The sequence below is a fragment of the Methylobacterium sp. WL69 genome, from assembly GCF_008039485.1.
Lineage (GTDB): Bacteria > Pseudomonadota > Alphaproteobacteria > Rhizobiales > Beijerinckiaceae > Methylobacterium.
Genome location: NZ_VRUZ01000071.1, coordinates 1 through 22,733 on the forward strand (window position 1 = coordinate 1; position 22,733 = coordinate 22,733).

The following is a 22,733-nucleotide window of genomic DNA, read 5'->3' on the forward strand; positions in this document are numbered from 1 at the left end:
GAAGCGGTTCCGCTCACGACCGAAATCGACGTACTGGGCATCGGCCTCGACGCCGACGACGAAGCCGGAGCCCGGGGTGAACTGGTAGTTGTAGCCGATCTGACCACCGCCGACGAAGCCGTCGTTGCTCTTGCCGTTGCTGAAGGCGATCGCCTGGCTGGTGCCCGGCAGAACGAGCGTGCTGGCGCCGTTGACGCCGATGACGGTGGGCGCGCTGTTGCTGGAGGCGTCGAAGCCGTAACCGGCGTTGAAACCGGCGTAGAAGCCCGTCCAGGTGAACACGGGAACCGGCACGAACACCGGCGGAGCGGCGCGACGCGGAAGGTCGGCGGCCGAGGCGGCGCCCACGAGGAGGGCGGCTGCGGTGCTGGCGAGGAAGAGCGTCTTGAACATCGGGGCGGCTGCCAGAAAAGTGAGGCGCACTCTCGGTGCGGTGTGATCTGGACTTAGCAAGGCTTGCCGTAACGCTCCTAGTGTATTTAGGCCACACCGAGACTAGATCGTGCGAACAGTGGATAAGACCGGATTTTTACTTTGCGTTTAGGTTTGATGTTTGAGCGATATCCGAAACGCGCCGCGGGCGCTTTTGTTCCCGAGATATGGTCGATTGCGTCGATGCCGGCGCGACGCGGCACTCCATCACGGTCCTGGACACCGAATGTCCCTCGCAAAACTCCCCCTGCACCGGCGTGCTCAGGGCGGGCGCCGGCAGCGAGCAGGCGTTTTGTGAGGCACTCCGAACCTCACCGGGGCGCGAACACCGTGATGTTGCTGTTGATCTGGTAGGCGGCGGCGGGCGGAGTGTTGACGAACCGCAGGCGAATGGGGCTCTCGCCGAGGATCGCTCCGAAAGCCGGCGTGACGGAGATCGGAAAGCATCGCGATAGGGCTTCGGCAGCGGCGTCCTCGTAGCGCTTGCGGGCATCTCCGTCGCCGTTCAACCGGCGGGCGGTGACGAGGGGCGGACCGCGCAGGGCGCCGGTCTTGTCGAGGCCGAAGCGGAACGCGATCAGCGACCCGTCCGTTTCAGGCGGCACCGACCAGCACGCGGTGAGGGCGGTGCGGAACTCGGCCCAGTTGTCGATGGGCGATGCGGGCTGAGCACGGGCCGCTGCGGACAAGGTCACGCACGCTCCGGCGAGAAGCGCCCGGACGAGGGGGCCGCGCGATGGCAGCCGGAGGATGCATCGGATTCGCATGCCCGGCATCCTATGCCCCGGTTCGCGCCCGTGTAAAATCGCGGACGCTTCGCCCTCAACGGCCCCGATCGAGCGGCGCGACGTCGGCCGGAATCCGTCTCGGGTCGCCGTAGAGGTCGTCGAGGGCGCCAAGCACCGCTTTGGTCCAGCGTCCGGTTCCGTCGTCGCTGGGATGGCCGCCGGCATACGTCTCGATCCAGAAGTCGATCTCCTCGTCGCCGAGATGGATCGTCCTGATCCGCTGGCGAAGGCTGATGAGGTCGGTGCGTGCGCGCAACTCGACTTCGTCCTCGCGCAAGTCGTCCCGCGCCTCCCGGACGGAGACGAGCTGTGTGGCCGAGGACAGGGTCGCGCGGTCGAAGGCCAGGACGGCGCCTTGCCTGGGAACGCTGCCCCGCCGGACATCCTGCGCCACCAGGGCGGGCGGCGCCTGCCGGTCCCATCGATCCTGCATCTCCTGAGCGACGACGCCAGCCAAGGCGCGGTTGCGGAAGAAGCGCAGGCTCGGCCGGTCGCCATCCCCGGTCGGGGCAACGGAGAGCCGATCGAGGACCCAGGCCTCGACCAGGGTCGGCACGATAAGGGGATGATGCAGCTGCATCCCGGACTCAGTCCCGCGTCCAGACCTGCCCGTGATACACGAACACGTCGGGCCGGCTCGCCAGGGCGGCGAGGCCCGACAGGGCCGGATCGTGGATGGCGATGACGCTGGTGGGGATCGCCTCCATCTGCGCCACGAAGGGCGGCTTGTGCTCGAAGGCCACGCGAAAACCGCCTTTGTGGAGCACATCGATGATCCGGGGGGCGATGCCGCCGCCGATATAGACCCCACCGGTGGCGAGGAAGGTCAGGGCGAGGTCGCCGCAGACCCGGCCGAGCAGCTTGGCGAAGAGCGCGAGAGCGGCGACGGCGTCCGGGTCGGCCCCGGCGAGACCGGCCTCGGTAACGGCGGCGGGATCGAGCTTCGGTCCGCCCTCACCCGTGCGCAGGCGGCGCAGGCCGGCATGCAGCCGCGACAGGCCGGGGCCCGAGAGCAGCGCCTCCACGGTGATCCGCCCCTCGATCCGCTCCAGATGCGGCCACAGGGCGTGCTCTTCGGCGTCGCTCGGGCCGAAATCCACGTGCCCGCTCTCCGTCGAGACGATGGCGAGGCGGTCCCCCACGGGCAGCAGGGCCGCCGCGCCGAACCCCGTGCCGGGGCCGAGGACGAGGCGCGCACCCTGATCACCCTTGATGCCGCCCTCCCGGTGCGGCCCCACCGGGGTCAGCTCGCCGGGGCTGATTTCGGCCGCCCCCGCCGCCACCGGCACGTAGTCGTTGACGATCACCGCCCGCGACAGGCCGAAATCACGGCCGATCCGCGCGCCCTCGATCACCCAATGGGCGTTGGTGAGCTGCACCGCGGGACCGTCGACCCGGGCGGCCACCGCCAGGATGGCCGAGCGTGGTGGGGGGCCGTCGCCCTTGGCCAGCGCCACCCGGATCGCCGCGCTCGGGTCGGCATGGCCGGCGGTCTCGACATGGGCGAGGAGGTTGGGCGACGCGCCGGCCTCTGGCACCAGGGCGAAGCGCGCGTTGGTGCCGCCGATATCGCCGACGAGGACCGGAAATTCGAACATGAACGCACCATCCGTCGAGGAAAGTCGGGTCTGCCGTCAGGCGGGCGGCAGGGCATCGGGGTCGATGGGCGCCCCGTCGGCCCAGGCATAGAGCAGCCGGCGCACCTCCTGCGGGGTCGAAAGCCGTCGCGCGGCGATGGTCTCGGCCGCGCCGATGCGGACGCTGACGCCGCCGGTCTCGTTGACGACCGCGAAGGCCTTCTCGTCGGTGAGGTCGTCGCCCAGGAAGATCGACCGGCGGCCGGCATAGGGCGGGGCGCGCCCGAATGCCCGGATGGCGTGCCCCTTGGTGGCCGAGGCCGGCACGATCTCGCCCACCGCCTTGCCGAGCTGGAGCCGGTAGGCTCCGCCGAGGGCGTCGGCGGTGATCCTGACCGCTGCCTCCGCGCGTGCCGCATCGGCCGGGGTGGCGAGGCGCCAGTGCACGGCCACCGACGCGCCCTTGTCCTCGATGAGCACGTCGTCGAGGCCGGCGACGGCCGCCGTCAGGCCGGCGACGCGGGCGCGCAGCTCCGGATGGTCCTCCGCCCCGCCGCCGCTCACCACGCCGTCGACCCGCCGCTCGACCCCGTGCAGGCCGGCGACATCGAAGCGGACCGGCGCCAGGAAGTCGTCGATCACCCCGATGGGCCGGCCGGTGACGATGGCGAGCGCCCCGCCGAGGCGAAGGCGCAGGCGCTCCAGGGCCCCGGGCAGCGCCGGGTCGACCCGGACCTCGTCGGGCCGGGGCGCGATCTCCACCAGGGTGCCGTCGAAGTCGAGGTAGAGGGCGAAGTCGGTCGGCTCGGTCACGCTGGGCGTCCCTCATCGGATTTCGCCCTGCGCTAGCATGACGCGCGCCAGGGGAAAACGGGGCGCGGCGCACGGCCGTGCCCTAACTCACGATCGCTATGCTTTCGCAGGAGCTTCGACGCGCATGTGGCCGACCCCGATCCCGCCCGGTCCCGACGAGGAGAGCGTCTGGGCCTATCCCCGCCCGCCCCGCCTGGAACGCGTCGCCCTGCGCCTGCGGGTGGTGTTCTCGGGGGAGACCATCGCCGACACCCTGTCGGGCTGGCGCGTCCTCGAGACCAGCCACCCGCCGACCTACTACTTCCCGCCCGCCGACGTGGCTTCCGGCGTGCTCGGCCCCCCGCGCCGGGCCGGCCTCTGCGAGTGGAAGGGCCGCGCCGTGCTCCACGACGTCTCGGTCGGCGGCCACCGCGCCGAGGGGGCGGCCTGGGCCTATCCCGACCCGACGCCGGATTTCCGCGCCATCGCCGGGTATTGCGCCTTCTACGCGGGACCGATGGATGCCTGCTTCGTCGGCGAGGTCCGCGCCACGCCGCAGCCCGGCGGGTTCTACGGCGGCTGGATCACGCCGGACCTCGTCGGCCCGTTCAAGGGTGGCCCCGGCTCCATGGGCTGGTGAGATGGGCTGGTGAGCCGGAACGGCTTTGCGTCCCCATCCCGCCCCGCTACATGCCGATGGACCACGAAGCGACGGAGTGGATGAGCATGCAGGGTGAGATCGACGCCGCGCCGCGGGCGGTGGGCCTGTGCCCGGACCGCCTGGGGCGCATCGACGGCTGGATGGAGCGCCTCGTCTCCGACGGGAAGCTCGCCGGCCTCTCGGTGATGATCGCACGCGCGGGCAAGACCGCGTATTTCCGCACCCACGGTCGCGCCGACATCGCCCGGGAAAAGCCGTTCGCCCCCGGCACCATCGCGCGCATCTACTCCATGACGAAGCCGCTGACCTCCGTGGCGGTGATGATGCTCTACGAGGAGGGCCGCTTCCAGCTCGACGACCCCATCACCCGCTTCCTGCCGGACTTCGCCGACATGCGGGTGCTCACGGGTGGCAATCGGGTGAAGTTCGACAGCGAGCCCGCCCGGCGCGCCATCACGATCCGCGACCTCCTCACGCACACCGCCGGCCTCACCTACGGCTTCATGGAGGCGACCCTCGTCGATGGCCTCTACCGCCAGAACGGCGTCGATTTCGGCGAGGCGCAGACCGACAGCCTCGCCACCGTGGTTGAGCGCCTCGCGCGCCAGCCCCTGCTGGCCCAGCCCGGCACCGAGTGGAACTACAGCGTCGCCACGGACGTCCTCGGCCACCTCGTCGCCGTGGTCTCGGGGCAGGACTTCGCGGATTTCATGCGGGAGCGCATCATCCGGCCGCTCGGCATGATCGACACGGACTTCTTCGTTCCACCTGAGAAGATCGAGCGGTTCGCGGCCAATTACAGCCTGTTTCGCGAGCGCAGCCTCAAGCTCTACGACGATTGCGTCGGCAGTCGGTTCGCGTCGCCCCCGGTGGTGGCCTCGGGCGGCGGCGGCCTCGTCTCCACGGCGGGGGACTACATGCGCTTCTGCCGCTTCCTGCTCGGACGCGGGGAACTCGACGGCGTGCGGCTCCTGGGGCGCAAGACCGTCGCGCTCATGCTCGCGAACCACCTCGACGGCGATCTTGCCGCCATGGGCCAGCCGCGCTTCTCCGAGACGGCCTACACGGGCATCGGCTTCGGCCTCGGCTTCTCTGTGATGCTCGATCCGGCCCGGGCGCAGATCGTCGGGACACCGGGCGAAGCCGCCTGGGGCGGGCTCGCCAGCACCGCGTTCTGGGTCGACCCGGCCGAGGACCTCGCGGTGGTTCTCCTGGCCCAGCTCATCCCGTCCTCGGCCCTGCCGATCCGGCGCGAATTGCGGGTGCTGACCTACGCGGCCCTGGTGGACTGATCCAGATCCGAAAAAGCCGGTTCCGCGGGGCGAAGCCGGCTCGAATCTGTCCGCCTGACCTTGTCGCCCGATCCGGACGACGCGAGAGCCTACTCCGCGGCGGGCGCCGCGGGCGCGGCGCCGGGGGCTGCGGCCGGCTTTGCTCCGGGCTTCGGAGCCGCGGCCTTGGGGGCCCATTCCGCATCGGACCGGGGTCCGCCCGGCTGGTTCGTCGCCGCCGTGAGCTGGCCCGGAACGACGTCGTTGACCTTGCTCCAGGTCTGCGATCCGCACAGGAAGCCGAGCATGCAGCCGCGCACAGACAGCTCGGTGGGCTGATCGGCCCACATGGTCACGTCGTAGAACTTGCCCTCGTCGGCATTGTAGATCTTGCCGGCGTAGCGCGCATCAGCATCCGGCTTCAGGCCCATGATGAGCTGGTGACCGAGCGACGGGCGGGCCTGCTTCTTGGTGTCGGGATTCTTGAAATCGACGCGGGGCTGGCCCTTGTCGTTCAGGGGCACCTTCAACCAGACGACGTAGCCGCACAGGTTGGTGTTCTGCGGGCCGCACTTCTCGACACGGATGCGGGCACGGCCATCCTCTGTGAGGTAGGTCCCGGTCGCGTCGTTGGGCGTGGCGGCCAGGGCGGACCCGGGCAGCGCGGCCAGGGTCAGGCCGGCCAGAGCGGCGAGGGTCGATCGGTCGATCATGCGTTGGGTATCCTCAAACTTCGAAAACCTGCCGGGGGGCGCCATGAAGCCGATGCCGTGCCGACCCGCCGGAGCCGCCTGAAGGAGCGCCACCGGGCCGCACGCGGTCGTCGCCCCGTGCCGTGATGCTTCGCCATCGGATGCGAAGGTGACCGGATCATGACCGCCGCGCATCACCGCCGCGGGAATCCGGCTCCCGCGACTCCGGCCCGGTCCCGAACGCAAAAAGCCGGTGCTCTCGCACCGGCTCCAGGCTGCGTGAGGGAGAACGCGCCTATTCGGCGGCGGTCATCTCGGCGGTGAAGTGACCGCACCAATCCTTGGAGGCCACCACCGGCCACAGGCCCGGGGACTTCGGCTCGGGCTGGCTCACGGGCGGGTTGAAGCGGCACAGACCCGCGTCGCCGGCCGCCACGCCGCCGTTGAGCTTGTGGTCGTCGAAGAAGCGGCAGCTCTCGCAGGCGGCGCTGTGGTTGCTCGGCATCGTGTCTCTCCCGGTCGGATGGGCAGCCCAGCTGCCCGCTCCGTTCTGAATTAGAATAACTCTAATCAGAGGTCAATCACCGATTCCATGTTCGTTCGGTTCCCGTTGCAGGGACCCCCTTCAGGATCGCCGACCGGATGCACGGTGGCAGTCCGAAGCTCATTGATGCCCGTGGGATCGGCCGCAGGCCTGACGATCGCGCAGGCCGATCACATCGTGGTCGTGGCGGACGCCTGCTCGTCGACAGCGGCAGGCCGACGGAGCTTGCGTCGTGGGGTGACCGCTACAACGACCTGTGGTCCGCTTACCGTGACACGACCCATTGGCGCCTCCAGGACCGGCTGGCTGCCGATGCCGGAAACGGTTCCGTCCCCTGAGACCCTGTGCCAACGAGCGCCTTGCGTGGCAGCCGTGTCTCCGAGCCCGTGCAGAGGCCTTGCCGCGCTCGGGTTGACGGGATGTCCGGCCCCGGCCTAGCTTGAGGGCGACGGTTCCTCCCCGGAGGATCAAAAGGGAACGCGGTGAGGGGCTTTGCTCCGATGCCGTGGCTGCCCCCGCAACTGTAAGCGGCGAGCCCATCATCAACACGTCACTGGACCCGCGAGGATCTGGGAAGACGATGAGAGGGCGATGACCCGCGAGCCAGGAGACCTGCCGTCAGTCGTGGTCACACGCGAAACGCATCGGGCGGGGTGTCCTGGTGGGTGTCGAGGCGTCCGCCGTGGGCGGAGTGCATCGGCCCAGTTCGCGGTGACGTGCCACATCGCGCCTTCGCGCGCGCACGCCGTTTCCGCATGTGCCTGCCCGCGCCACCGCCCCAACTGCCCGTCGACCGTGATCGCGTGCCGCTTCCCAGCGGCCATGGCGTTCGCGCGTCGCAGCACGGTCAAGCGATGCCGGGACAAAGCGATTGTAACATTATAACATTCGTTTTAGGTGTCGTCGGAGCGTCGGTGCGAGCGACGCGTACCCTCGGACTGTCCTCACCCTTATGTCGTTCTTCCCGCGTTCCGCCCTGCCCTCCCTCCGTCCCGGTCACGGGGGCATCGGGGCAAGCTTTCTCGTTCTCGCGCCCCTTGTCGTTCTTGCGCCCCTCGCCGCTTCGGCACAGGAGCCCGCCGTCACCCTCGACACCCTGTCGGTGGCGGGCTCCGGCGTCGCGCCCACCGGACTGAACCTGCGTAACGTGGATCGCGGCGCCAGCCGCCTCGGCCTCACGCCCCTGGAGACGCCCGCCAGCGTCGATGTGATCTCAGGCGAGACCGCACGCCGACGCGGCCAGAACACCGTCGCCGAGGCCGTGACCGAGAACGCCACGGGCATCACCACCGTGGCGGCCCCCGGCAACGGCAACGGCGCCTTCACGGCCCGCGGGTTCGCCGGCCCGAACTCGATCCAGCAGCTCTACGACGGCACGCGCCTCTACGTGGGGGCCGGCACCGTCACCTTCCCGTTCGACACCTGGAACGTCGAGCGCATCGAGGTCCTGCGCGGCCCGGCCTCGGTGCTCTACGGCGACGGGGCCATCGGCGGCGTCGTCAACGTGGTGACGAAGAAGCCGGTGTTCACGCCCCTCAACGAGGCCCGCGCGGCGGTCGGGTCCGATGGCCTCGCCCGCCTCGCCCTGGATTCCGGCGGTCCCATCGGCGAGGCCCTGGCATACCGCTTCAACATCAGCGGCAACCGCTCCGGCGGCTGGATGCAGCCCGACGGAGACTTTCGCAACCTCGCGGTCTCGGGCGCCCTGACCCTGCAGGCGGCCCCCGACCTCGCCTTCACCCTGAGCCATGACCTCGGCTATCAGGAGCCGGCCCGCTACTGGGGCACGCCGCTCGTCAACGGTCGGATCCTCGATTCCATCCGGTTCAACAACTACAACGTCCGCGACGCCAAGATCTTCTGGACGGACAACTGGACCCAGCTCAAGACCGAGTGGAGCCCGAGCGCTGACATCACCGTGCGCAACACCGCCTACCGGCTCCAGAGCCGGCGCCAGTGGCTCGACGTCGAGCAATATGCGTTCAACCGCTCCACCGGCCGCATCGACCGCTCGGACTACCTCGAGATCTACCATCAGCAGGAGCAGGTCGGGAACCGCCTCGACGCCACGGTCCGGGGCACCGTGTTCGGGTTCCGCAACGAGTTCCTGGCCGGGTTCGACGTCAATCACATCGCCTTCCGGCACACCAACAACTTCTCGTCCGAAGGCGGCGGCCTCACCACGAGCGTGGACCCGCTCACCTACGACCCCGGCCTGTTTCCGGCCAACGGCCGTGCCACCCCCGCCTACGCCACCAGCACGAACCAGGCCTCGGTCTTCGCCGAGAACCGCCTGATCCTGTCGGATCAGGTCTCCCTGCTCACGGGCGTGCGCTTCGACGCCCCAACCCTGAACCGCCGGAACCTCGTCACCGGGGACAGCTTCCAGCGGGATTTCCAGGCCCTGAGCTACCGCTTCGGTGCCGTCTACGCCCCGAGCCCGGACCTCTCCCTCTACGCGCAATACGCCACCGCCACCGATCCGGTGGGCAGCCTCATCACCCTGTCGCAGAGTCTGGCCAACTTCCGGCTCTCCACGGGCGAGCAGGTCGAGGTCGGCGCCAAGGGCATCGCCTTCGGCGGCCTCGCCGAGTGGACGCTGGCCGGCTACCGCATCGTCAAGGACAACCTCGTCTCCACCGTGCCGGGCCAGCCCACGGTCTCGACGCAGGTCGGCCGGCAATCCTCGCACGGCGTCGAGGCGGCCGTGTCCCTGCACCTGTTCGACGCCTGGCGGGTGGATGCCAACGTCGCCCTGCTCCATGCCCAGTACGACGACTTCAACCAGACCGTGGCCGGCGCGGTGGTGTCCTATGCCGGACGCCAGCCCATCGACGTGCCGGAGCGCGTCGCCAACCTCTGGGTGAACTGGGCCTTCGCCCCGGCCTGGGAGGCGCGCATCGGCGTGCAGTATGTCGGCGAGACCTTCAGCGATTTCGGCAACACGGCCCGGCGCCCGGACTACGCCCTGCTCAATGCCGGACTCGACTATCAGGTCGGGCCGGCCTCGCGCCTGTCGCTGCGGGCCTACAACATCGCCGACACGGTCTACGCCATCAGCGGCAACGCCGTGAACGGGGTCGGCACCAACTGGCTTCTCGGCCGGCCGCGCTCCTTCGAGGTCGCCTACAACGTCAGCTTCTGAGCCGGCATGTTCCGTTTCCCAAAGCCCTTGAAGCGGTGGCTGATCCTCGGCCACCGCTGGCTCGGCATCGGCACGGGGCTGTTCTTCGCCACCTGGGTCCTGTCGGGCTTGGTGATGATGTACGTCCCCTTCCCCAATCTCACGGAGGCGGCGCGCCTCGCCGGCCTGCCCGCCATCGCCTGGGAGCGGGTGCGGCTCGGCCCCGACGCGGCGCTCGGGTTCGTGCAACTGCCCCCGGACCTGTCCCTCGGCATGCGCGGCGACGCGCCGGTCTACCGGGCCACCCTGGATACGGGCGAGCGCCGCGTCGTCTCGGCCGAGACCGGCGCGGTGCTCGGACCCCTGTCGGGCGCGGAAGCCCTGGCGCTGGTCCGCGCCCGGGGTGGGACCGGTCCGAACCCCACCGTGACCACCATCCATCGCGACCAGTGGACGGTGACGGCGCGCTACGATTCCCTTCGCCCGTTCCACGTGGTCGCCCTCGACGATCCCGCCGGCACCGAGCGCTCCGTCTCGCAGGTCACCGGCGCCGTCGCCCTGGAAACGACGCGGTTCGCGCGCGGCTGGAACTGGCTCGGGTCGATCCCGCACTGGATCTACCTCACGCCCCTGCGCGCTCGGGCCGATCTGTGGCGCGACGTGCTCCTGTGGATCTCCGGAATCGCCGTGGCCGGGGTCCTGAGCGGCCTCGTCCTCGGGATCTGGCGCTTGCGCCTGCGTCGGCCCTACGCCGCGGGGGTGACGCCCTATCGCGGGATGGCGCGCTGGCACCACCTGTTCGGGATCGTCGGCGGCGTGGCGCTCCTCACCTTCGTCACCAGCGGCTGGCTGTCGATGAACCCGAAGAGGTGGTTTTCGGGGCCATCCCCCACGCCGGCCATGCGGACCGCCCATGCGGGGCAAGCCTCCCTGCCCGGCCTCGACGCCCTGCGCGGCCTCGCCTCGCCCGGTGTCGTCGAGGTCCGGTTCATCGGCCTTGCCGGGCAGGTCCACGCCGCCGCCACCGATGCGGAGGGGCGGCGCAGGGTCGAACCGCCCGTATCGCCGGACTCCTTACGCGCGGCAGCGGCGCGTCTCCTGCCCGAAGCGCGGCTCGTGGCGGCCGAGACCCTGACGGCCTACGACGCCTACTGGTATCCGCACCACGAGACCCGGATACTGCCGGTGGTGCGCGTTCGGTTCGACGACCCGGCAGCGACCTCGGCCTACCTCGACCCGGAGACGGGCGAGATCCTGATGCGTCTCGACCGCAGCGGCCGGTTGAACCGCTGGCTGTTCTCAGGCCCCCACCGCCTCGACTTCGCGATCCTGACCCGCCACCGCCCGGCCTGGGACCTCGTCCTGTGGACCCTGAACGGCCTCGGCGCCGGTGTTGCGCTGACCGGGATCGTGCTGGGCTGGCGGCGGCTGCGCCGATCCGCACCGTCCCGCTGAAGCGCCTCACACGTCGAGGTTGGCCACGCTGAGCGCGTTGTCCTGAATGAATTCGCGGCGCGGCTCGACCACGTCGCCCATGAGCTTCACGAACAGCTCGTCGGCGTCCTGGGTGTCCTTGACCTTCACCTGCAGGAGCGAGCGCACGTCGCGATCGAGGGTGGTCTCCCAGAGCTGCTGGGCGGTCATCTCGCCGAGACCCTTGTAGCGCTGGAGCTGGAGGCCCTTGCGGCCGAAGGCCATCACCGCCTCGAACAGGCCGACGGGGCCGTGAAGGGTCGTCTCGTCGCCCTTGCGGGCGTAGGTCACGGGCTCGTGGTAGATCTCGCGCAGGGCCTCGGCCCGGTCGGCGAGCCGCGTCGCCTCCTGCGAGGCGATGAGCCCCGCATCCAGGGTCGCGACCTGGCGCACGCCCCGCAGGGTGCGGCTCATGACGTAGCCGCCCTCGCTCACCGCGCCTTCCCAGCCCTGCTCGATGTCGTCGGCGATCCGGTCGAGGCGCCGGGCCACCCGGTCGGCCAGCACCTCGGCCTCCGCCGCGTTCTCGTCGACGTTGACCCGGAAGGCCCCGGCGATCATCGCCTGCTCCACCACGGCGCGGTCGTAGCGGGTGTGGAGCGCCTGCATCAGGCCCCGGAACTGGCGCGCCTCCTCCACCAGCGCCTTCAATTGCGGGCCGCCGAACTCGACGCCGGAGGCGAGGCGCAGGACGGCGCCGTCGACGCCCGCATCGATGAGGTAGTCCTCCAGGGCCCGCTCGTCCTTGAGGTACAGGTCGCGCTTGCCCTTGGAGGCTTTGTAGAGGGGCGGCTGAGCGATGTAGAGGTGCCCGCGCTCGATCACCTCCGGCATCTGCCGGTAGAAGAAGGTCAGCAGCAGGGTGCGGATGTGCGAGCCGTCGACATCCGCGTCGGTCATGATGATGATGCGATGGTAGCGCAGCTTCTCCGGGTTGAAGCCTTCGCGGTCCGTCGACGAGCGGCCGATGCCGGCGCCCAGCGCCGTGATCAGCGTGCCGATTTGGTCCGAGGACAGCATGCGGTCGGCGCGCACCCGCTCGACGTTGAGGATCTTGCCCCGCAGGGGCAGCACCGCCTGGAAGGTCCGGTCGCGGCCCTGCTTGGCCGAGCCGCCGGCGGAATCGCCCTCCACCAGGAGGATCTCGCATTTCGATGGGTCGCGCTCCTGACAATCGGCGAGCTTGCCGGGGAGGGACGCGATGTCGAGGACGCCCTTGCGGGTCACCGTCTCGCGGGCCTTGCGGGCCGCCTCGCGGGCGGACGCCGCCAGGATCACCTTGCCCATGACGGATTTCGCCTGGGTGGGGTTTTCCTCCAGCCAGTTCGACAGGCCCTCGTTGAGGACGTTCTCCACGGCCGGGCGGACCTCCGACGAGACGAGCTTGTCCTTGGTCTGGGACGAGAACTTGGGGTCGGGGACCTGCACCGAGATCACGGCCGTGAGGCCCTCGCGACAATCCTCGCCGGTAAGCGAGATCTTCTCGCGCTTGGCGATGCCCGAGGACTCGGCATAGCCGGTGATCTGGCGGGTGAGCGCGGCCCGGAAGCCGGCCATGTGGGTGCCGCCGTCGCGCTGGGGGATGTTGTTGGTGAACGGCAGCACGGTCTCGTTGAACGACTCGTTCCACCACAGGGCGACCTCGACGCGGATGCCCTCGCGTTCGGCCCGGACGAAGACCGGCTTGGTCACGCCGTCGATGGGTTTGCGCGACCGGTCGAGGTAGCGCACGAACGCTTCGATGCCGCCCTCGTAGTAGAGTTCCTCGCGCTTGTGCTCGGCGTGGCGCGCGTCGGTGAGCACGATGCGCACGCCGGAATTGAGGAAGGCGAGCTCGCGCAGGCGCTTTTCCAGCGTCGCGTAATCGAACTCGATCATCGTGAAGGTCTCGGTGGAGGGCAGGAACGACACCTCCGTGCCGCGCCGTCCGTTGCCGTCGCCGACGATGACCAGGGGGGACACCGCGTCGCCATGGCGGAACTCCATGGCGTGCTCCTTGCCGCCCCGCCAGATGCGCAGGCGCAGCCATTGCGACAGGGCGTTGACCACCGAGACGCCGACGCCGTGCAGGCCGCCCGAGACCTTGTAGGAATTCTGATCGAACTTTCCGCCGGCATGGAGCTGGGTCATGATGACCTCGGCCGCCGAGACGCCCTCCTCCTTGTGGATGTCGGTGGGGATGCCGCGCCCGTTGTCGGAGACCGTCACCGAGCCGTCGGCGTTGAGGATCACCGTGACGAGGTCCGCGTGGCCCGCGAGCGCCTCGTCGATGGCGTTATCCACCACCTCGTAGACCATGTGGTGGAGCCCCGAGCCGTCATCGGTGTCGCCGATATACATGCCCGGCCGCTTGCGCACGGCATCGAGTCCCTTGAGGACCCGGATGGATTCCGCGCCGTAGGCATCGGAGGCGAGGGCGTGGGTGGCGTCGGAGCTGTGGGGCGTGTCGGACATGAAGTTCCTCGGGCAGGCGGGTCGTCGCGTGATCCTTCGTGTCCCGGCTCGAGCCCCGGACACGCCTGCGGTGCGTCAAGGGCCTTTATAGGCCCTCCGCCTTCAAAAAGCATTGCTTTCGGCTGTTCCGGGCGGGGACGGACGGCCCTCCGTCCCCTGCGGTGTGAACCGGGCTCAATCCTGCAGGAACGGGTTCGTCATCCGCTCCTCGCCGAGGGTGCTCGTCGGGCCGTGGCCGGGGATGAAGGCGATGTCGTCGCCCAGTGGCAGAACCTTCTCCTTGATGGCGCGGATGAGCTGGTCGTGGCTGCCGCCCGGCAGGTCGGTGCGGCCCACCGAGCCCTTGAACACCACGTCGCCCACCAGAGCGAAGCGCGCATCGCGGCTGACGAACACCACGCTGCCCGGCGAATGGCCCGGCGCGTGCAGGATGTCGAAGGCGAGGCCGCCCACGGTCACGGCGTCGCCCTCCACGAGCCAGCGGTCGGGCGTCACCGCCCGCGCCCCGTCGATCCCGTAATTGGCGCCCGTCTCCGGCAGGCTGTCGAGGAGGTAGCGGTCGGCCTCGTGCGGGCCCTCGATGGGCACGCCGAGCCGTTCACGCAGTTCGTCGGCCCCGCCGGCATGATCGATATGGCCGTGGGTGAGCAGGATCTTCTCGATGGTGATGCCCTGGGCCTGGATCGCCGCCTCGATCCGGTCGAGGTCGCCGCCCGGATCGACCACGGCGCCGACCTTGGTCTCGTCGGACCAGATCAGGGTGCAGTTCTGCTGGAAGGGCGTCACCGGGATGATTCCGGCGCGGGGCGTGCCTGGCATCGCGTCTCTCGTACGAGCGCCTCGACGGCGCGGATTTGCACATGCGCCCCGAAGGCGCGGGAAGCCGCCTGTCTAGCGCGAGACGGGGCGCGGTGCGAATCGCCGCGCGGCGGCGCCCGCCAAACTTCGGCCTCGCCATACCGTTAGCCGAACCTTACCACGCCCAGGCTCGTTGTCCGGGCGCCATCTCCTCCCCAGCCGGGTTCCGATCTCACATGCTGAAAACAGCCTTCGTCGCCGCGCGCGACCGGCAACGCCTCGGCGAGATCGCCTCCGTCCTCATCGGCTACGGGGTCACCAAGGTGGTCGAGCGCCTCGGCATCACCCACGTGGCACGCTTCGCCAAGCGGCGGACGCCCCGGGTCGACATCGCCCGCCTGTCGCAGCCCCAGCGCGTGCGCCGAGCCATCGAGGCCCTCGGCCCGACCTTCGTCAAGCTCGGGCAGATCCTGGCGAGCCGGCCCGATCTCCTGACGCCGGAATGGACCGAGGAGCTGGAGAAGCTCCACAGCCAGGTCGCGCCGATCCCATGGGAACGCATCCAGCCGCAGCTGGAGGAAGACCTCGGGGCGCCGGCTGACGAGGTCTTCGCCGAGTTCGACAAGGTGCCGCTGGCCGCCGCCTCCATCGCCCAGGTCTACCGGGCCCGGCTCCACACCGGCGAGGAGGTGGTGGTCAAGGTCCTGCGTCCCGGCCTGCGCAAGGTCATCGAGGCCGACCTGCGGCTGCTCGGCCACGCCACCCGCATCGTCGTCAACGAGTGGCCGGAATTCGGCCGCTACCAGCCGCAGGAGCAGATGCGGCACCTAGCCAGCGGCCTCTACGGCGAGCTCGACCTCATCAACGAGGCCCGCAACTGCGAGACCATCGCGGCGATCTTCGCCGACCGGTCGGACATCGTGGTGCCCAAGATCCACTGGGAATGGACCTCCGAGCGCGTCCTCGTGCAGGAATTCATCCACGGCATCCCGCCCAACGACCACGCCCGCCTCGACGCGGCCGGCATCGACAAGGTGGTGCTGGCCCAGAAGGGCACCGACGCCTTCCTGCAGATGGCCCTGATCGAGGGCGTGTTCCACGCCGATCCGCACCCGGGCAACATGCTGGTGATGACCGGCGACCGCATCGGCTTCATCGATTTCGGCATCATCGGCCGCCTGTCCGAGCGCCGCCGCACCCAGCTTCTCATGCTCATCGGCTCGATGCTGAAGGAGGATGCCGACGGGCTCATGGCCGTGCTCCTCGACTGGACCGGATCGAGCAACCCGGATCTCACCAAGCTCGAAGCCTCGTCGCAGGCCTTCATCGCGCGCCACACCGGCGCGTCCCTGGATTTCGGGGCCCTGCTCACGGACTTCATGACCATGGCCCGCGAGAACGACCTCGCCATGCCGACCGACCTCGCCATCCTGTTCAAGGGGCTGGTCACGGCGGACGGGGTGATGCGCCAGCTCGATCCGAACTTCGATCTGTTCTCGGCCGCCGGCCCCACGGTGAAGCGCAAGCTTCAGGCGCAGTTCTCCATCAAGGGCCTCACCCGCAAGGTCGAGGCCGTCGGCGCCGGCCTGTTCGGCGCGGCCTCCGAACTGCCGACCCTGATCCACCTCATGCTGGTGCGCCTGAAGCAGGGCCGCGTCACCGTCGAGATCGAGCTGAAGGGCATCGAAAAGCTCACCCGCGGCATCGAGCGCGCTGCCGCCCGCATCGCCGTGGCGCTCATCGTCGCCGCCTTCGCGACCCAGCTGGCGCCCCGGTTCATGGATCTCGGCACCCCGGCCTTCGTCACCGTCGGCGCCATGGTGTGCGTGATCGGGATCGGCTGGCTGGTGCTGCTCGGGCGCAACAAGTAGGGGGCGTCCGTGCGTCCGTCTCCCGCCGCGGCGGGGTCGGAGGATACGGTCGCCACCTTAAATCAGCCGCGTTGTGCGGCGCATCTTCGGGTGCCTTTGCGCCCCGACCGGGGGCGCCTGAAGAACCCCGTTGCCCCGGCCTAAATGAACATCATCCTGATCAAGCTGTTCGCGACGGCGCTGACCCTCAGTCAGGTCACGACGCGGCCGGATGCGGTGAAGACGCAGTTCGATCCCGTGGCCGACAAGGGTCAGGTGGTGCAGATCCTGCGCGACGGCTGCGCCCACATGCGCAAGGCCTTCGACATCGAGGACATCAACCTTGACGAGCTCATCTCCACGGCGATGGAGGACCCCACCGCCATCGCGGGAGCGAGCGCGCCCAAGCTCCTGCACGGCCTCGACATCGGCGAGCTCAACGTCAGCTACCGTCAGTTCTGCAAGGGCGAGAGCCCCAAGGACTCCCCCTTCGACGCGGGCGAGGTCATCGCCTTCTACAACAAGGCCGTCCTCGACCTGCCCTCGGCCGAAGCCCTGAAGGAGCGCAAGCTCCCCGGCGCCAGCCTCATCCTCGACGGGGCGGGCAAGCGCTACGCCGAGGCCTTCGAGGCCAACGGACGGCGCCTCAGCGTACCCATCGCGGAGGTACCGACGATGGTCCAAAAAGCCTTCGTGGCAGCGGAGGACAAGCGCTTCGAGACCCACCACGGCATCGACGAGCGCGGCGTGATCCGCGCCTTCATCGGCAATCTCGCCTCGCCGGGCCGGCCAGCCGGCGGCTCGACCATCACCCAGCAGGTGGTCAAGAACCTGTCGGTCGGCGACGACGTCACCTACGAGCGCAAGATCCGCGAGATGATCGTGGCCTCCCGGCTGGAGCGCATCCTGCCGAAAGCCGGCATCCTCGAACTCTACCTCAACGGCATCTACCTCGGGCGCGGCGCCTACGGCATCGAGATGGCCGCCCGCAGCTACTTCGGCAAATCCGTCGGCCAGCTCACCGTGCCGGAGGCGGCCCTGCTCGCCGGCATGCCGAAGGGGCCGAACTTCTACAATCCCGACAAGTACCCCGACCGGGCGCGCGAGCGTCGCGCCTACGTGCTCGCCCGGATGAAGGAAGAGGGCGTCATCACCGACGCCGAACTCACTCAGGCGGCCAACGCGCCGCTCGGCCTCGCCTCCATCGAGACGGCGCGGCGCGACTCTGGCTTCTACTTCGTCGATCACCTCACCCGCGAGACCCGAACCTTCGCGGGTATCGATTCCCTGACCTCGGCCTCGCACACGGTGCGCTCCACCCTCAATGCCGGCCTCCAGACCGCCACGGAAACGGCGCTTCAGGACGGGCTCGCCAACTACGAGCGCGCCACCGGGCGCCAGCGCTACGAGGGTCCGGAGCTCAACCTCGCCGAGGCCGTGCGCAAGCTCGACGGGGCGGGGGCCGCCCCCGAGGCCTCGTCGCTGTCCGTGCCGCTCCTCGTCGGCGGCGAGACCAAACCCGCCGAGGCCCCCAAACCCGCCGAGGTCCCCAAGCCCGCGCCCACGGGGACGAAGGCCGAGCGCAAGGCGGCACGGGCCGCGGCCGCAGCGGCCGCCAAGGCCGTACCACCGAAACAAGCCGGTCCCAAGCCGACCTGGCAGCGCGCCCTGGAGAACGCCCGGCCCGTCCTCTACGACGTGCACTGGCCCCTCGCCGTGGTGCTCGATCCCGGTCGCGGCGGTACGGCGAAGGCAGGGCTCGCCGATGGCCGCACCGTCAGCCTGGAGCCCGGCCCGGCGCGGGGACGGCTCGCCCTCTACGACGTGGTCCGGGTCAAGCTGCGCGATCCCGCGGCCAAGACCCCGCGCGCCGACCTGCGGGTGCGCCCGAGCGTCCAGGGGGCGGCCCTGGTGCTGGAGAACCGCACCGGGCGCATCCTCGCCATGGCGGGCGGCTTCTCCTACCCGGTGAGCCAGCTCAACCGGGTGACCCAGACCGTGCGCCAGCCGGGCTCGACCCTGAAGCCCGTGACCTATCTCGCCGCCCTCAACGCCGGCCTGCAGCCCAACACCCTGGTGATGGATGCCGCCGTGACGCTCCCGCCCATCGGCGGGGTCGGCGATTCCTGGTCGCCGAAGAACTACGACGGCGGCGGGGCCGGGGCCACGACCCTGCGCCGCGGCCTTGAATTCTCGAAGAACCTCGTCACCGCGCGCCTGCTCCAGGGCGGCATCGCGGACAAGGCGCCGGCGAGCCTGCAGAAGGTCTGCGATCTCGCCCTCGAAGCCCAGCTCTACGCCGAGTGCGAGCGCTACTATCCCTTCGTCCTCGGCGCCCAGCCCGTGCGGATGGTGGATCTCGCCGCCTTCTACGCCGCCATCGCCAACGAGGGCGCCCGGCCCGCCCCCTACGCCCTCGAATCGGTGGAGCGCGACGGCAAGACCCTCTACACCCGCGGCCCCCGCGAGCCCGTGCGGATCGGCTCGGCCGACCGGGTGGCGTTCTACCAGCTCAAGACCATGCTCCAGGGCGTGACCCAGCACGGCACGGCGGCGGCCCTGAGCCGGTTCTCGTCCGCCATCGCCGGCAAGACCGGGACGTCGGAGAACGAGAACGACGCGTGGTTCGCCGGCTTCACCAACGAGATCACCATCGTGGTCTGGGTCGGCTACGACAACGCCGACGGCACGCGGAAGACCCTCGGGCGCGGCCAGACCGGCGGGCATCTCGCGGTGCCCATCGCCGGGTCGATCCTCCAGGCGGCCTGGGCCAACGGCGTGCCGCGCACCCCCCTCGCGCCGCCGTCGGCCGAGGCCCGGCCGTTCCTCGCTGACCTGCCCATCGACGCCCGCAGCGGCGAGCCCGTCCCCGGCGGCGGTTTCGTCGAGCATTTCCGCCTCGCCAACGGACGCATGGCCGACACCCAGTACAAGCTCCTGCCGCGCGAGACCCGGACCGCCCTGCGGCCCGACGCGGAGGATGGCGACCTCGGCGGCGCCGAGGACGGGGCGGACGTGGCCGGCGACCTCTTCGGCTCCGTGCCGGGCCGGGGCGCGGAGCCCGATGTGCTCGACCCGTTCGGAGAATCCCGGAGCCGGACACCGAGCCGTCGGGCCCAGCGCGACCCCGATCCGGTCTGGCCCGGCACCCAGCGCTCGCCCTTCGGCGACGACGAAGTCTATGCCCGTCCGCGCCGCCGCGATCCCGACTACCTGTTCGGCGAAGACTTGCGCTACTGACGCGCCGTTCGACCCGCTCCGCCCGACCGGCGATGCGCGCGCCTCCCTCCTCCCCTGATCGACCAGAGGCTTCGACGTGCCGATGCACCCCTCCGCGCTCCTTCGCCTTTCCGCCCTGCTGGCCCTGTCCCTCCCCGCGCAGGCGCAGGAGGGCATGAGGCAGCAGCCCGCGACCTCCGACCGGATCAAGGACGTGCCGTCCATCGAGGCGGTGGGTCTCGCCACCCTTAAGCCCGGCACCGTCCTATTCACCGACCACCGCGACGATCCGGCCAAGCCCGAGAACGGCCTCGTGCCCTACCTCGACTGGGGCCGGGTCCGGCCGGCCGAGCGGGCGGCGCTCGCGCCCTACCCGGCCTATGCCGAGCCCGACTACATGCAGACCCTCAACGGGGTGGCCAAGCGCCGGCACGAGACCCTCAAGGTCTACGTGGCGCAGGGGCGCTTCGTCGTGCCGAGGGCGGCCGAATCCATCGATCTGGCGTCCTACGCCACCCTCGGATTCGTGGCGAAGATGGACCCGGTCATCAAGCACAAGACCCTGAATCCCGCCGACGTGACTCCGACCAAGGACCCGGCCGCCGCCTTCGCCAAGCGCCCCGACCGGCCGTGGTGCGATCTCGGCACCGTCTGCATCGAGTCGCGCTACGACCTCGAGGGCAAGCTGCCCCTCGGGGTGAAGCTCGCCAACAAGCTCGAGGACGGAGCGGCGAAGAAGGTGGCCGAGTTCGTCTCGTTCCAGAGCGAGGTGCGCACCCTTCCCCCCGCCGAGACCGCACCGCTCGCCGGACTCACGAAGATCGACGCGCCGGTGACCGGCGGCCTCGAACAGACGATCTTCTGGGTCAACCAGATCCTGCGCTTCGGCAAGTTCCTCGCCGTGTTCCAGCCGATGCCGGGCGATCCCGGAAAGACCGTGGTCACCACCTACATGGCGCTGGCCATCAAGGCCGACGTCCTCGACCGCAAGCAGGAATACGCCCGCGTGCCGGTGCTCAAGAACCTGCTGCCGGCCCAGGTGCTCATGGGCAATTCGTCGTTCAACACCGGCACCTCCATCAGTGCGGGTCTGCCGACCTACGCCCGCAACCGCATGACCGCTTTCGCGGACGCCCTCGCCAAGAACTGAACGGGACCCTCCCCGAGGGTTGCCCGTGCGACGGCTGGACGCCGGGCCTCGTGGATACCGGACACGGGTCCGGCTCCACGGGGATCGGGGTCAGTTGCCGCGGCTGGAGATCGAAGGCAGCGAGGGCTGGGTGTAGAGGCGGTTCACGTCGCGGCGGGTCTGGGTGCCGTTGGTGTCAGACGAGCGGCGGTAGTTGCTGGTGTCGAAGGTCTCGGCGATGCCGCTGCGGGAATTCGGGCCCTCAGCACTGTTGCAGGCGCACAGGCCGGCGACGAGGAGGGTGGAGAGGGCGAGGGGAAGAAGGCGCATCGCAAGTCCGTCCTGAATGATCGCGTGGTCCGGAGGTGGAGCCTCCCCGGGCACCGGCGTCAAGCATCGGATCGGCGAACCGCGCAAGGATAACGAACCGTCGCCGCTTCGCCGCACAGTGATGCGATGGCGCCACGAAAACGCTCACCACCCCGCGCTTTGAGACCCGGACAAGTCGGCCGATCGTGTGAAATCACCCGTCGGACTCCTGGCGTCCGACGGTCCGCCACGCGAAACATCATGGCCATGAGTAACGTCATCCCCTTCCGCAGCCGTCCCTCCCCGCCCGCCCCGGCGGTGCACGACGTGGTGGCCGTCGCCGACGACCTCTTCGCGGTCCTCGAGCACCTCCAGGCCGTGGGCGTCCGCGCGGCGGCCATGAACCGGCCGCGGCGCGAGGTGGAGACCACGGTCCGGAACCTCTTCGACGCCGTCACGGCCGTGGAGCGCGCCCTCGACTGCATCGGCGAGGGCGACGAGGCCGGTCAGGCCTGAGCGGACGCGCGATCCGCCGCGAAGATCTCGACCGCCGGTCGCCGCCGCCGCACCGACGTCCGGTCGCGCTTTTCCCAACAAATGCTGGGAAATACCGATCCACCCCATCAAAACGACAAAATTACTCGGACTACGTCTACTATTAGACAGACGCGCCGAGGGGCGTGCGCTAGTGGCCGGAAGACAGACCGTGAACGCAGTGCACGTCATGCCCTCGGCCGCCGATGCCCTGTTTCAGGGCAATCTTCTCCTGAAGACCCTGAGGGCCGAGGATCGTGCCCTGCTGGCACCTCACCTCGAACGGGTCACGCACCAGCGCGGCGAGATCCTGTTCGCGGCGGGTTCCGAGGTCACCACCATCGCCTTTCCGTGCGGCCAGACCGTGGCGACCCTGATCATCGCCATGCGGGACGGGCGCAGCGCCGAGACCGCCACCATCGGCCGCGAGGGCGCCGTCGGCGGCGTGGTCAGCCACGGCTATCTTCCCGCCTCCACCCAGGCGGTGGTGCAGATCGGCGGTCCGATCCTGCGGATGGACGCCGGCCGCTTCCAGGAGGCCAAGCGCCGATCCGAGAGCCTGCGCAACCTCTTCACCCGCTACGGCGACTGCCTGCTCGCGCAGGTGCTGCAATCGGTGGCCTGCAACGCCCTCCATCCCATCGAGGCGCGCTGCCTGCGCTGGCTGTTGACCCTGCAGGACCGGATCGCCAGCGAGACCCTGCCCGTCACCCAGGAGCTGCTCGCGGCGATGCTCGGCGTGCAGCGCACCTACCTCACCCGGATCCTGCGCACCCTGCAGCAGCAGGGGCTCATCGAGGTCGGACGCGGCCGCATCACGATTCGTGACCGTGCCAAGGTCGAGGCCGCCGCCTGCGAGTGCCACGGCGTCGTCCGGCACCATTACGAGACGGTGCTGGGCGCGGGCTATGACCGCCGCGGCCATCTCGTCCGGGTCGAGCCCCCCCATGAGGCGGCCTCCGCCGAGCGGTCCATCCCTCAGCGGGAGTCGGCCTGACGGGCGGAGGACCCCGCCGAAGAAGATCATCCCGCCGACCCGCCACACCCGATCCGAGACGGACGCCGCCGCCCCCGACGATGACGAAC

General features: G+C 69.9%; 18 protein-coding genes, 1 pseudogene and 1 riboswitch. Of the genes and pseudogenes, 9 read left to right on the top strand and 10 right to left on the bottom strand.

Annotation, left to right across the window (positions count from 1 at the left end; genetic code table 11):
* The 5 genes and pseudogenes from FV218_RS16700 to otsB all read right to left on the bottom strand — a co-directional run.
* A pseudogene (locus FV218_RS16700) lies at positions 1-393 on the bottom strand (porin family protein); the annotation flags it as partial.
* A 350-nt stretch (positions 394-743) separates the two neighbouring features.
* Positions 744-1,127 carry a hypothetical protein gene (locus tag FV218_RS16705; RefSeq protein ID WP_244474983.1) on the bottom strand — a complete coding sequence of 128 codons (384 nt, stop codon included), beginning with the start codon at positions 1,125-1,127 and terminating at the stop codon, positions 744-746.
* Between the two features lie 127 nt (positions 1,128-1,254).
* The gene (locus FV218_RS16710) at positions 1,255-1,800 is read right to left on the bottom strand and encodes a hypothetical protein (protein ID WP_147710805.1); all 546 of its coding nucleotides are present in this window, start codon (positions 1,798-1,800) and stop codon (positions 1,255-1,257) included.
* A gap of 7 nt (positions 1,801-1,807) precedes the next feature.
* On the bottom strand, positions 1,808-2,818 hold the full coding sequence (locus FV218_RS16715; RefSeq protein WP_056091766.1) for a glucokinase: 1,011 nt from the start codon (positions 2,816-2,818) through the stop codon (positions 1,808-1,810).
* A 36-nt stretch (positions 2,819-2,854) separates the two neighbouring features.
* On the bottom strand, positions 2,855-3,610 hold the full coding sequence (gene otsB, locus FV218_RS16720; protein WP_056091763.1) for a trehalose-phosphatase: 756 nt from the start codon (positions 3,608-3,610) through the stop codon (positions 2,855-2,857).
* 124 nt (positions 3,611-3,734) lie between these two features.
* Here otsB and FV218_RS16725 point away from each other — a divergent pair, with 124 nt between their 5' ends.
* Both FV218_RS16725 and FV218_RS16730 read left to right on the top strand, forming a co-directional pair.
* The gene (locus tag FV218_RS16725; protein ID WP_147710806.1) at positions 3,735-4,229 is read left to right on the top strand and encodes a DUF427 domain-containing protein; all 495 of its coding nucleotides are present in this window, start codon (positions 3,735-3,737) and stop codon (positions 4,227-4,229) included.
* An 86-nt stretch (positions 4,230-4,315) separates the two neighbouring features.
* A complete protein-coding gene (locus tag FV218_RS16730) occupies positions 4,316-5,542 on the top strand; it encodes a serine hydrolase domain-containing protein (protein WP_147710812.1) in 1,227 nt (408 codons plus the stop codon).
* Between the two features lie 89 nt (positions 5,543-5,631).
* Here FV218_RS16730 and FV218_RS16735 read toward each other — a convergent pair whose 3' ends face one another.
* Both FV218_RS16735 and FV218_RS16740 read right to left on the bottom strand, forming a co-directional pair.
* Positions 5,632-6,234 (bottom strand): DUF2147 domain-containing protein, encoded by a 603-nt coding sequence (locus tag FV218_RS16735; protein WP_056091758.1) that lies wholly within the window; start codon positions 6,232-6,234, stop codon positions 5,632-5,634.
* A gap of 274 nt (positions 6,235-6,508) precedes the next feature.
* The gene (locus FV218_RS16740) at positions 6,509-6,718 is read right to left on the bottom strand and encodes a hypothetical protein (RefSeq protein WP_056091755.1); all 210 of its coding nucleotides are present in this window, start codon (positions 6,716-6,718) and stop codon (positions 6,509-6,511) included.
* 471 nt (positions 6,719-7,189) lie between these two features.
* A riboswitch (cobalamin riboswitch) is annotated at positions 7,190-7,392 on the top strand.
* A 317-nt stretch (positions 7,393-7,709) separates the two neighbouring features.
* Here FV218_RS16740 and FV218_RS16745 point away from each other — a divergent pair.
* Positions 7,710-9,902, top strand: coding sequence for a TonB-dependent siderophore receptor (locus tag FV218_RS16745; protein ID WP_147710807.1), 2,193 nt, complete (start codon positions 7,710-7,712; stop codon positions 9,900-9,902).
* A 6-nt stretch (positions 9,903-9,908) separates the two neighbouring features.
* Positions 9,909-11,336: a PepSY domain-containing protein gene (locus FV218_RS16750; RefSeq protein ID WP_147710808.1), complete on the top strand. Its 1,428-nt coding sequence runs from the start codon at positions 9,909-9,911 to the stop codon at positions 11,334-11,336.
* Between the two features lie 6 nt (positions 11,337-11,342).
* On the opposite strand, the gene gyrB is transcribed toward FV218_RS16750, so the two are convergent.
* Both gyrB and FV218_RS16760 read right to left on the bottom strand, forming a co-directional pair.
* Complete coding sequence (gene gyrB / locus FV218_RS16755; RefSeq protein ID WP_147710809.1) at positions 11,343-13,808, bottom strand: DNA topoisomerase (ATP-hydrolyzing) subunit B; 2,466 nt, start codon at positions 13,806-13,808, stop codon at positions 11,343-11,345.
* 174 nt (positions 13,809-13,982) lie between these two features.
* Complete coding sequence (locus FV218_RS16760; RefSeq protein ID WP_056091746.1) at positions 13,983-14,627, bottom strand: MBL fold metallo-hydrolase; 645 nt, start codon at positions 14,625-14,627, stop codon at positions 13,983-13,985.
* A 215-nt stretch (positions 14,628-14,842) separates the two neighbouring features.
* Between FV218_RS16760 and FV218_RS16765 the strand changes: the two genes are divergently transcribed.
* From FV218_RS16765 to FV218_RS16775, 3 genes are all read left to right on the top strand, one after another.
* Positions 14,843-16,477: an AarF/ABC1/UbiB kinase family protein gene (locus FV218_RS16765; protein WP_056091744.1), complete on the top strand. Its 1,635-nt coding sequence runs from the start codon at positions 14,843-14,845 to the stop codon at positions 16,475-16,477.
* Positions 16,478-16,621: 144 nt separating this feature from the next.
* Positions 16,622-19,696, top strand: a complete 3,075-nt coding sequence (locus tag FV218_RS16770) for a transglycosylase domain-containing protein (RefSeq protein WP_147710810.1) — start codon at positions 16,622-16,624, stop codon at positions 19,694-19,696.
* Positions 19,697-19,778: 82 nt separating this feature from the next.
* Positions 19,779-20,825, top strand: a complete 1,047-nt coding sequence (locus tag FV218_RS16775; protein ID WP_147710811.1) for a hypothetical protein — start codon at positions 19,779-19,781, stop codon at positions 20,823-20,825.
* Positions 20,826-20,915: 90 nt separating this feature from the next.
* On the opposite strand, the gene FV218_RS16780 is transcribed toward FV218_RS16775, so the two are convergent.
* Positions 20,916-21,134 (bottom strand): hypothetical protein, encoded by a 219-nt coding sequence (locus FV218_RS16780; RefSeq protein WP_056091735.1) that lies wholly within the window; start codon positions 21,132-21,134, stop codon positions 20,916-20,918.
* Between the two features lie 246 nt (positions 21,135-21,380).
* Between FV218_RS16780 and FV218_RS16785 the strand changes: the two genes are divergently transcribed.
* Positions 21,381-21,629: a hypothetical protein gene (locus FV218_RS16785; RefSeq protein WP_056091796.1), complete on the top strand. Its 249-nt coding sequence runs from the start codon at positions 21,381-21,383 to the stop codon at positions 21,627-21,629.
* 208 nt (positions 21,630-21,837) lie between these two features.
* A complete protein-coding gene (locus tag FV218_RS16790) occupies positions 21,838-22,644 on the top strand; it encodes a Crp/Fnr family transcriptional regulator (protein ID WP_147710813.1) in 807 nt (268 codons plus the stop codon).
* The last annotated feature ends 89 nt before the right edge of the window (positions 22,645-22,733 follow it).

What these genes read in the sequence shown, in the direction of transcription:
- FV218_RS16710 (WP_147710805.1), bottom strand. Translation starts at nt 1,800, where the DNA reads ATGCAGCTGCATCATCCCCTTATCGTGCCGACCCTGGTCGAGGCCTGG.
- FV218_RS16715 (WP_056091766.1), bottom strand. Translation starts at nt 2,818, where the DNA reads ATGTTCGAATTTCCGGTCCTCGTCGGCGATATCGGCGGCACCAACGCG.
- FV218_RS16725 (WP_147710806.1), top strand. Translation starts at nt 3,735, where the DNA reads ATGTGGCCGACCCCGATCCCGCCCGGTCCCGACGAGGAGAGCGTCTGG.
- FV218_RS16730 (WP_147710812.1), top strand. Translation starts at nt 4,316, where the DNA reads ATGCAGGGTGAGATCGACGCCGCGCCGCGGGCGGTGGGCCTGTGCCCG.
- FV218_RS16735 (WP_056091758.1), bottom strand. Translation starts at nt 6,234, where the DNA reads ATGATCGACCGATCGACCCTCGCCGCTCTGGCCGGCCTGACCCTGGCC.
- FV218_RS16740 (WP_056091755.1), bottom strand. Translation starts at nt 6,718, where the DNA reads ATGCCGAGCAACCACAGCGCCGCCTGCGAGAGCTGCCGCTTCTTCGAC.
- FV218_RS16745 (WP_147710807.1), top strand. Translation starts at nt 7,710, where the DNA reads ATGTCGTTCTTCCCGCGTTCCGCCCTGCCCTCCCTCCGTCCCGGTCAC.
- FV218_RS16750 (WP_147710808.1), top strand. Translation starts at nt 9,909, where the DNA reads ATGTTCCGTTTCCCAAAGCCCTTGAAGCGGTGGCTGATCCTCGGCCAC.
- gyrB (WP_147710809.1), bottom strand. Translation starts at nt 13,808, where the DNA reads ATGTCCGACACGCCCCACAGCTCCGACGCCACCCACGCCCTCGCCTCC.
- FV218_RS16760 (WP_056091746.1), bottom strand. Translation starts at nt 14,627, where the DNA reads ATGCCAGGCACGCCCCGCGCCGGAATCATCCCGGTGACGCCCTTCCAG.
- FV218_RS16765 (WP_056091744.1), top strand. Translation starts at nt 14,843, where the DNA reads ATGCTGAAAACAGCCTTCGTCGCCGCGCGCGACCGGCAACGCCTCGGC.
- FV218_RS16770 (WP_147710810.1), top strand. Translation starts at nt 16,622, where the DNA reads ATGAACATCATCCTGATCAAGCTGTTCGCGACGGCGCTGACCCTCAGT.
- FV218_RS16775 (WP_147710811.1), top strand. Translation starts at nt 19,779, where the DNA reads ATGCACCCCTCCGCGCTCCTTCGCCTTTCCGCCCTGCTGGCCCTGTCC.
- FV218_RS16780 (WP_056091735.1), bottom strand. Translation starts at nt 21,134, where the DNA reads ATGCGCCTTCTTCCCCTCGCCCTCTCCACCCTCCTCGTCGCCGGCCTG.
- FV218_RS16785 (WP_056091796.1), top strand. Translation starts at nt 21,381, where the DNA reads ATGAGTAACGTCATCCCCTTCCGCAGCCGTCCCTCCCCGCCCGCCCCG.
- FV218_RS16790 (WP_147710813.1), top strand. Translation starts at nt 21,838, where the DNA reads ATGCCCTCGGCCGCCGATGCCCTGTTTCAGGGCAATCTTCTCCTGAAG.